Raw genomic sequence first — 10,093 nt, forward strand, 5'->3', positions numbered from 1 at the left:
TAAGATTAGAATGAAAGTCTAATTCCCGATGTTACCGAACGCAGAATTGGATAACCTGTCTGATTACCTTCCGGATCTATGCGATTGTCACCTCCCCAAAAAGTCAGCAAGTTATTACCTGTAACGTAAACCTGTAAACTAGAAATACGCATTGGAGTTAGACAACGCTTAGGTAACTGATAACTAACCTCCACATTCTTTAGACGTAGATATGAAAAGTTCCGGTAGCGCCAAGTGCTTTCAGTACCGTTAAATCCACCATCATCCTTTAAATGTAAAGAAGGTCTCTGAATACCACTTGAACTAGCCGTTTCAGGCGACCAGGTATTTAACGCTCCAAGTTGTGCATTTACTCTTCCGCCTTTAAACGAAGATGCATAAACTGTATCCACCAATTTCCATACACCTGTAGGAGCATATATCATAGCACTGAAACTCAACCCTCTCCAATTAAATCCCAAATCAAGACCATAGGTATGAAGCGGATAATTCAACTGATCGACCGCCACCTTATCCTGACCGTTCAGAATACCGTTAGCATCAAAATCGATATATACCAAGTCACCAGGAATCACCTGATTCGGTGATATGGAATTGATAGTGCCGCTTTGAGCATAATTAAATACATCGTCAATAGAACCATAGTTACCTATTGCCAAATACCGTGCTTGATGCCCGATCGGCTTTCCCGCCTTTTTCAAATGGTCTGGAGATTTATACGGATCATCCTGGAATACAATACGATTCTCGCTTGACGCCATTGTAAAATTGGCATAATAATGAAAATCCTTACCAATCTTATCATCCCAACGCAACTCCAGTTCGATACCATGATTCTTCGTTTTTCCAATATTCAACGAATTAAAAGTAGCTCCCGCAATAGAAGATGTGGTATTGGGTGTCATTAAGATATCCCTACGCTTTTCGTCAAACAAGTCAAGCGTTAATGACAATTTATTCCACAGACCAATTTCGATACCTAAATTTTGTTTGGTTGATTTTTCCCAAGTAGAGCCCAGATTAGCGATAGAACCTTCTGTATAAAGCGGTCCCCAATTATGTCCGGTAGCATCAGTGCCCAAAGTCAGATGGTCTCCGGAGGTAAACGATTGAATATAGTTCCAACGACTTGCTCCGGCATCCGATCCTACTTTTCCCCACGAGTAACGAATTTTGGCATTTGTAAGTACGTCTCCCAAATGTTTCTTGATAAACGATTCTTCAGATAACCGCCATCCTAATGAGAAAGAAGGGAACAAACCGAACCGATGTCCACGTGCGAACTTCTCCGAACCTGTATATGAAATGTTCATCTCCGCCAGATAACGTTCGCGCCAGTTATAGGTAGCTCGTCCAACCCAATCCTCATTATAGTTCGGGAAACGAATATCGCCACCATCTTTTGAGTCAAAGATCTGACGATTCACCAATGCAAGTGCACTTACATTATGATCCCCGAACGAACGGTTGTAAGCAATAGAGAATTCGTAATAAAACCGACGGCTATAAGCATCCAACTGATCGTAATATTTAACAAAAGCCGGATTAGACACAGATGTTTCATAAGGAAGACGCTTGCTTTCCAACATCGGATAAGTTAACTGTCCATCTTCACCAATAATCGGGTTAGCATAGTCGTATGTACGTGAATAACGAATAATATATTTAAACGCCTGACTTGCTGCTTCCGTACCCAGATAAGTGGCTGTAGAAGTAGTAGATGATGAAGAATAAGAAACCTTGGCATTTACTTTCAACCCTTTAGTAATAAAATTAAGCTTCTGTTCAAGAGAAGCATCATACCACCCTTGAAATGTTTTACGCAGATTAGCACCTTCCATATTCATATTAGCTACCGGATTGGTGTAAGTATCATCTCCCCATTCCCCATCAGAATATTTCACAGGATAAACACTCGTCGGACTCGTCAATATAGCATAGAACGGATTACTGTCATCAAGTGCTTTATTACGATAAGCCATCTTACCAGCCACATTAATAGAAAGTTTTGTGGATTTCGTTATATTGAAATCAAAATTCGACCGCCAGTTGTAACGTTTATAACTATGTCGGGGATCAAATGAGTCATTTTTCTTTAACTTATAAATATCACCGTCACCCTGGTAACCAACCGAAGCAAAATACTTCATATAATCCGTACCACCACGAATATTAACATTATAATTCTGGGTAAAACCTGCCCCGACCAACTCATCCCACCAGTTTACATAAGGGAATACATCATTGTACGCACCATAATTTCCTTCGGCATAAGCACGTTCCCATGCATCAAGTGTAGACCTGGGAATCAACTTGTTCCAGCTCCCATCATTAGCCATAGCTTGGTTATAAGCCCGCATGGACGTAACATAATCAGCAAGTTCCATACTGGTAGTCGGTGACTTATACGTATAATTTGCCGAAAAACTGATAGTAGGTGCTTTATTTGTACCACGCTTAGTAGTAATCAAAATGACACCATTACCTCCCCGTACACCATATACAGCAGTTGCCGAAGCATCTTTCAATACAGAGATAGATTCGATCTCATTCATATCCACATCCTTAATATCACTCTGAATACCATCGAGCAATACAAGCGGATCTGTATTTCCCCATGTACTCTTACCACGGATATACATAGAAACATCATTTCCTCCCGGCATACCACCGGAATTAATAGCTACTACACCGTTCAATTTCCCTTGTAATGCTTCGGTTACTGAATTGACACTACCTCCTCTTAATAACTTATTTCCATCAGCTTGTGTGATAGAGCCTACGCTAGTCACCTTTTTTTGGGTACCATACCCCACTACCACCACTTCTTCAAGTACACCAGCATCCTCTTCCATTTGGAAAACAGTTTTCTTTACCGCTTCTTCAGCTTTGATTTCAATGGGTTTATATCCCACATACGAAAACTGGATAACGGAATTGGCTTTGACCACCAATTGAAATCCTCCGTCAAAATCTGAAATTGTACCTGTGGTAGTTCCCAAGATCTGGATATTTACCCCAATAAGGGTTTCTCCACTTTTCGCGTCAACAATTCGCCCTTTGAGAGTTCTCGGCCACCCTTCATCAGCACGGCTTATCTGTACCGAAAAGAGTAGGAGAACCAGCATCAGCAGACGAAATACCTTCGTGCTAAAGTCTAAATTTCTCATAAATTAGATTCAATTAGGTAATTAATATAAATTGTTACTAAAATTCTTTGTGCAGTTTATTTAACAATTTGAGTTGTTGTGGAATATTAAATTTACCATTCATGGAATCACCTATATACCAAGTGGAAAATACTCCTTCCTGCGTTTCATACAGGGCATCACGTGCCTCTTCCAATTCTTGGATAGCGACTTCCAGATGTTCAGTCCGTTTACTGCGATCCTTTTCTTTATAAGCAGATACAAAATGATATAATGAATGACTCAATGCTGCCATATAATGGCAAGGAGCAGCCAAGTTATCTCTGAAGAACCGTTGATTTTGTTTTGGCAAAGATTTGAGAAAATCTTCACAATGTCGTGAAACCTCCTCGAAACGCACAGCTGTCTTTTTCATTCCCGCAATCAATGAATCAACCTGATTATTTCCGTCAATGCGGAACGAACGACCGGGCACCCGTTCAAATCCGATCTCATACAAAGGATTCGGAGAAAAGTCATCAAAGCGTTTTCCGATCTGTTCAAAAACACGAGAGTAGCGTAAATCCTGAAAGATAAACTGACGTTCCAATCCCGGAAACTCTGACGGTTTCTGTTGCCAATAGGCATAGTAATAATCATGATAAAGCTTGGCAGCTTCAGTAGCATGCTCCTTTCCAAAATATTGGGTACAGAAATCAATCAGGAAAGAATTTGTATTATACGCCTTCATATCCCACATCATACGAGCGTTGGCCGACATTTCCATGACAAATTCTCTTAAGTTGCCAGCATTAACCACCGAGAAAGTCAGCGGACCACGTGTATTCACATAACGATAGTTCGCTTCCATCTTCCATGGACCTTCTGCAGGAGCCAGATGAGCACCGGTCGAAGTAAATTGGAGATTCATATAATACCCCAGTTTCACTTGCTTTGTCGTATCGAATGTAACCAAATCATCGTAAGGATAGTGATCTCTCCGTCCGGCAACAAAAGTCCAAAGCATATTCTTACCTGTCGGAGGTTGTAAATAGCCTTTAGCCAACAAGTCAGAAAGTTCATCGTAGAAAGTCATTCGTACAAAAGGATCATTCTCTCCTGTTGCTTTTTTTATCATAGCCAATTGTATGCGGATCATACGGTTAATCACCTCTGCACGTTCCTTATCACCCGCCGGAGCATCGGCAAAAGCAGCCCAAAAAGGCTGGTCGTTTACACCACGAAAAGCAATCTGCCACAGATTTTCCTGTTTATCACGACACACCGTTTCTATGCTATATTGCCAAAACTCAACAAGAGCTTTTTCATTCGATAAAAGTAACTCCGGTGCTTTCATGCCGCGCACTCGTCGCCAGTATCCTTCCCAGTTTTTCAGATTATTGTTGCAGGCTACGTGATGATGAGAAGTAAGTACCAGTCCGTATTTACGTAATAAAGCAGCCTGACCATTCAGTTTATAATCCGGATATGTAACCGTAGCTTCCAATTCGACAGTATTAAGCTTCAACCGCAACATAGTCTCCAGCCACAATTCGTTGTTCTCTTTCGACAAGCGTCTCCAGGGACTGAACAAATCGGTATCATTAGGGAACCAAGCACGATACCTGACTTGTGGTGACTTCTGAAAATAGTCAAAGTCCGATTGTATCTCCACCTGTTTCTTATACTGCGGTTCCCAAGAAGAAAAATACCACAACGGGGGCACTTCAAGAAATAATTCACTAAAAGTATAAATAGCATATATAGCACCACGCATATCTTTTCCATGAAGATAAATACGCTTCTCATCGGGACTACAATATACCCTATGAGATTCGAAACCATCCAAAGGACGAATGAATCGAGGCTGAAGCAAAGAACCGCCCGTCTCTTCGTTAATGATAACAATATCAATACTATTTGCCTCATCAATCGTTTGTGAGATTACAGGTTTGTAATGCATTACCTTCTCAAAGTCTTTAGATAAGGTTTCTGCCGCCAGCTTTACAGGTTCTACTTCATGCCCGGATAACAAAATCCGAAAATTACCTTTCTCCAATTTTAAAGAAGAAATGGAATTTATTGCCAGAGACGAAGTGGAAAGAAAAAATAAAGCAATTAGATTCAATAAAAATAATCGGTTGTAGTTCTTCATACTTTTCACGGTTCTTTTTGATTTAAGTCGTTTATACTCTTTGTTAATCGAAGCATAGGCAAAATTAAGAATTACCAACCGGAAAAAGAGGGGATATATCCGCCATATAACAAAAATATAGGGAAATTAGAAAACTAATCAACTAATAATCAAATGATTACAAAATCAAAAACAGGTGAAAATATAGGGGTTTATACGTACTTATATAACAACTACAGACCTATTTTTCTGATATTTTTTTCAAAATTAGCAGGATCCACAGCTTTATTTCGAGTGCGAACTCTATAATTATAAACGGTGTTCACGGAATATCCCAGGATTTCTGATATTTGTTCAGACTCTGTAATTCCCAACCGGATCAAGGCAAAAATACGTAAGGTAGAATTTAACGCATCTTTATTCTCCAATGCAAATTTATCATTCGGTTGAAGCAATGAATTGAAATTTTCGACAAATGTTGGAAATAAGGACAAGAATGTCCTATCAAAATCAGCAAAAGCGCTTTTCCTGTTAAAATCCGAATTTAAATTATGAATCATCGAAGAAAGAGAATCATACTGCTTATTCTCCAACTTTTGCTGCCCTACCAATACAAAATTATCAAGCTGATTAACTAATTTAAAAGTAGCATCCAGATAGTGTCCTATATACGAATTCTTAATACGGTTTGCTTCCGACAATTTCAAGTTCAGCTTTTCCAACAATTGACGGGAACGACGCAAGTGCTTCATCTGTACTAGAATATAAATGATGGCCACTATTAATATAATCGCAAAAATAGAAGTCAAGATAAGACTATCCTGAAAAGTCTGCCGCTTAACCTGCTCTATATCGAGTTTCTCTCCGACAAATACAGGTAATAAAGTTCCGATGACATTAATCCTGTGACGGGTTCCATAAAAAGTTGCATCTTCAAATGCCTCATTTATATATTCAGATGCACGGTTTACATCATTTTTATGATAATACAGCATCGTTGCCAATCCTCTCATAGAGACCGACTCTTTGGTGGCACTGCGGATATCATTCACAGCCGCCTTCACATAGTAATAGATAGCCTCATCGTTCAGTTCCAACCTACGATCGATAAATGCCAATGTCGACAGGAGTACGGAAAGTGTTTCCGTGTCAGTCATATCGCATAATTCTAAAGCCTGCCTATAAAGTTGTTTGGACTCAGCTAACTTATCGTCTTTAAGGGCTATTTTTCCTCTCACATAATAGATTGTTGACGAATCAGAAAGATAAGACAGACTTTCCGTCAAGAGTTCATTTCCTATTTGGTTATACTTGGATGAAAACACATCGTCTTTTGCATAATCCGCCAAATCATGATAAACACGCCCAAAGCTAATATAATAGTCCGCCAACACTTGAGCAGGTAATGTCTCTTTCTCAATCCGGATGGAAGAAAGTGAATCTATAGCCTCTTTAAAGAAACCTCCGCGTGCTAAAATATATCCCAGCTTGGTTTTAGCATTTACCATATATGCAGCACTATCTATGCTACTGGCTATCTTGCACAACTGTGTGGCATAATGAAAGGCAGAATCGAAAGAATAAAGTTTAAATTCATTATACAAGTTTGCATTGATCTGAAACTTTTCTTCGTCCGTCCTCCTTTTTTCATTCACATTCAAGAAGTTTCGAATAGAATCGATACGATCCAGTTTCTTTTGGCAATACATATCCTTCTGTTGTAGAGCAAGCGACATTTGCCCAGCTATTTCCTCTTTATTTCCGAATGGTTCTTCACCTGAACAACCCATGTAAAATATAGAAGTAATAACAAAGGATATTATCCAAAAGCCCCAAATATATTTTTGTTTATGTTCCTGCATAAATATCAGATAAATATAGATAAGCTACCACAATCGTTATTGCAAAAATATATAAAATTTCACATAAAGAAAACTTTTGAAGTTATTATATTTTCGTTACCCGATATTGGCATTACAAAGATGTACATAATTTCCAATATCGCATGAAACTAACGGTCCAATAAAGAATAAAAATTAGTCAATAGTCCGTTTTATTAGCGAAAAAACTCATTATTTGATCAAAAAGAAGAGAATTTGCTGTTTTTTGAACGGCAAATTTCCTTTATTCTCTTTTAATTCCCCTTTCTTTGCAATATCCTTTTAATGGAATTTATATCTAATAACTAACTATATTTTTATACCATGAACATGAAAAAGAATTTTCTAACAATGCTGCTTGCATTGGCTTTATGCAGTTCGACTTTTGCTCAATGGAAACCTGCCGGTGACAAAATCAAGACATCGTGGGGAGAACAGCTTGACCCTAAAAACGTATTGCCGGAATATCCGCGTCCTATCATGGAGCGCAACGACTGGAAAAACCTGAACGGGCTTTGGAAATATGCAATCACTCCCAAAGGTACTCCTGCACCTGCCACTTACCAAGGTGATATTCTTGTTCCTTTTGCCGTAGAATCGTCTTTATCAGGCGTAGGCAAAATGATAAACGAGAAAGAAGAACTGTGGTACCAACGTACTTTCGACGTTCCTTCTGCCTGGCGTGGTAAACAAATCCTGTTGCATTTCGGAGCAGTAGACTGGAAAGCAGAAGTTTGGGTGAATGATGTAAAAGTAGGCGAACACACAGGCGGATTTACTCCTTTCTATTTCGATATTACTTCTGTACTTAATAAAGGAAATAATGACCTGGTAGTAAAAGTATGGGACCCTTCAGATCGTGGCGAACAACCCAGAGGAAAGCAAATAGCAAACCCTCATGGCATTTGGTACACTCCGGTTACAGGTATCCGGCAAACAGTGTGGTTGGAACCGGTAGCAACACAATACATCACTAATCTGAAAACGACTCCCGATATTGACAACAATTCTGTTAAGGTAGAAGTTGCTGCCAATACGACCTCCGCAGACAAAGTGGAAGTAAAAGTATTCGATGGCAAAAACCTTGTAGCCAAAGGCGCAGCGTTGAACGGAGTACCTGTTGAACTGGCAATGCCTGCTAATGCTAAACTGTGGTCTCCGGACTCTCCTTTCCTCTACAATATGGAAGTGACTCTGTATAAAGACGGAAAAGCAATAGACCAGGTAAAGAGTTATACGGCTATGCGCAAATTTTCTATCCGCAAGGGTCAGAATGGCATCACTCGCCTGCAATTGAACAACAAAGACTATTTCCAGTTCGGTCCGCTCGACCAGGGATGGTGGCCTGACGGTTTATATACCGCACCGACAGACGAAGCATTGGTTTATGACTTGAAGAAGACGAAAGACTTCGGCTACAACATGGTACGTAAGCACGTCAAAGTAGAACCTGCACGCTGGTACACTCATTGCGACCAATTAGGATTGATCGTATGGCAGGATATGCCGAACGGTGGTCCTAGCCCACAGTGGCAGGCACGCAACTACTTTAACGGCAGAGAAGTGATTCGTTCTGCCGCTTCCGAAGCTAACTACCGCAAAGAGTGGAAAGAAATCATCGACTGTCTGTATTCTTATCCGAGTATCGCCGTATGGGTTCCTTTCAATGAAGCATGGGGACAATTCAAGACTCCGGAAATCGTAGCATGGACGAAAGAATACGATCCTAGCCGTCTGGTGAATCCTGCCAGTGGTGGTAATCACTATACTTGTGGCGATATTCTCGACCTTCACCACTATCCGGGCCCGAACATGTTCCTTTACGATCCGAGACGTGCTACCGTATTGGGTGAATATGGAGGTATCGGCTTGGTAGTAGAAGGAAACACTTGGGTGAATGACAAAAAAAACTGGGGTTATGTGAAGTTCAATACATCGGACGAAGTAACGAACGAATACATTAAATATGGCAAACATCTGTTGGAATTGATCCAGAAAGGATTCTCTGCTGCCGTATATACCCAGACAACAGACGTAGAAGGTGAAATCAACGGTCTGATGACTTATGACCGTAAAGTTATCAAGATGAATGAAGCTAAAGTCAGAGAAATCAACCAACAGATCTGTAACTCTCTGAATAAATAATAAATAGAATAATACTCTTTTCCTTGTTGAAACTAAAACAGCACCTCTGACGTCTATTCAGGGTGCTGTTTTTTTATTTTTTCAGAAATGCTTATTCTTCCTGCATGAAGTTCTTTACCTGATTCCAACTATTCTTCGTATCATTCGATACTTTTTCATCAGGAGTAGAACGGACATTCTCTACATATTGCCTCATAGCCCGTTTCGCCATTTACCGATACAAGCGGTATTATAGCCATTTGCAGAAAACATTTGCGCGATGGTACGACGTTCAGGATCAATCATTGCAGGCGAATCGCCATCAAGACCACCTCGTTTCAGCTTGGTTCGCCACGGATACCTTCCGGTCAGAAGAGAATATCTGGAAGGAGTGGATAAAGCGGAAGAAGCATGGGCATCCGTAAAGGCAATCCCGTGCTCGGCCAGTTTGTCAATGTTAGGAGTATGGATTTTAGATTCGGGATTAAAGGCCGAGATGTCTCCATAACCCAAATCATCCGCCAATATAAATACGATATTAGGTGTTTGCGCTTTTACAGCAGCAGCTGTAAGAAGTACAGAGGAGATTGTGATTAGTTTATTCATATATTGAATGTATTAAAGCTATAGTTTGTGTATGATATAACCCATCTCTTCATGTTTTCCAACCGACATGCCCGGATTATCTGACTGACATCTCAATCGTTCCACTCCAGTAGCCAAGTCCTTTCACTCCAGCAGGGCAGACGCATTAAAAATTATTTTCCTGTAAAAGTTGTGACAAATATTTTTCATCCCATCCGGCTTTTAGTCTTTTCAGATTCATG

4 protein-coding genes and 1 pseudogene are annotated in these 10,093 nt (G+C 40.0%); 1 reads left to right on the forward strand and 4 read right to left on the reverse strand.

Annotation, left to right across the window (positions count from 1 at the left end):
- Positions 1-5: 5 nt before the first annotated feature.
- From KQP79_RS18850 to KQP79_RS18860, 3 genes are all read right to left on the reverse strand, one after another.
- Positions 6-3,170 (reverse strand): SusC/RagA family TonB-linked outer membrane protein, encoded by a 3,165-nt coding sequence (locus KQP79_RS18850; RefSeq protein WP_138343493.1) that lies wholly within the window; start codon positions 3,168-3,170, stop codon positions 6-8.
- Between the two features lie 37 nt (positions 3,171-3,207).
- Positions 3,208-5,283 carry a glycosyl hydrolase 115 family protein gene (locus KQP79_RS18855; RefSeq protein WP_061447610.1) on the reverse strand — a complete coding sequence of 692 codons (2,076 nt, stop codon included), beginning with the start codon at positions 5,281-5,283 and terminating at the stop codon, positions 3,208-3,210.
- A 212-nt stretch (positions 5,284-5,495) separates the two neighbouring features.
- Positions 5,496-6,998: a DUF6377 domain-containing protein gene (locus KQP79_RS18860; protein ID WP_225483903.1), complete on the reverse strand. Its 1,503-nt coding sequence runs from the start codon at positions 6,996-6,998 to the stop codon at positions 5,496-5,498.
- A 474-nt stretch (positions 6,999-7,472) separates the two neighbouring features.
- Between KQP79_RS18860 and KQP79_RS18865 the strand changes: the two genes are divergently transcribed.
- Positions 7,473-9,287 (forward strand): glycoside hydrolase family 2 protein, encoded by a 1,815-nt coding sequence (locus tag KQP79_RS18865; RefSeq protein ID WP_234120805.1) that lies wholly within the window; start codon positions 7,473-7,475, stop codon positions 9,285-9,287.
- A gap of 198 nt (positions 9,288-9,485) precedes the next feature.
- Here KQP79_RS18865 and KQP79_RS18870 read toward each other — a convergent pair.
- A pseudogene (locus KQP79_RS18870) lies at positions 9,486-9,872 on the reverse strand (sulfatase-like hydrolase/transferase); the annotation flags it as partial.
- Positions 9,873-10,093: the final 221 nt, after the last annotated feature.

The organism is Bacteroides sp. DH3716P, assembly GCF_025914115.1.
Lineage (GTDB): Bacteria > Bacteroidota > Bacteroidia > Bacteroidales > Bacteroidaceae > Bacteroides > Bacteroides ovatus.

Coding starts and splice junctions, on each gene's coding strand:
- KQP79_RS18850 (WP_138343493.1), bottom strand. CDS start 3,170: ATGAGAAATTTAGACTTTAGCACGAAGGTATTTCGTCTGCTGATGCTG.
- KQP79_RS18855 (WP_061447610.1), bottom strand. CDS start 5,283: ATGAAGAACTACAACCGATTATTTTTATTGAATCTAATTGCTTTATTT.
- KQP79_RS18860 (WP_225483903.1), bottom strand. CDS start 6,998: ATGTCGCTTGCTCTACAACAGAAGGATATGTATTGCCAAAAGAAACTG.
- KQP79_RS18865 (WP_234120805.1), top strand. CDS start 7,473: ATGAAAAAGAATTTTCTAACAATGCTGCTTGCATTGGCTTTATGCAGT.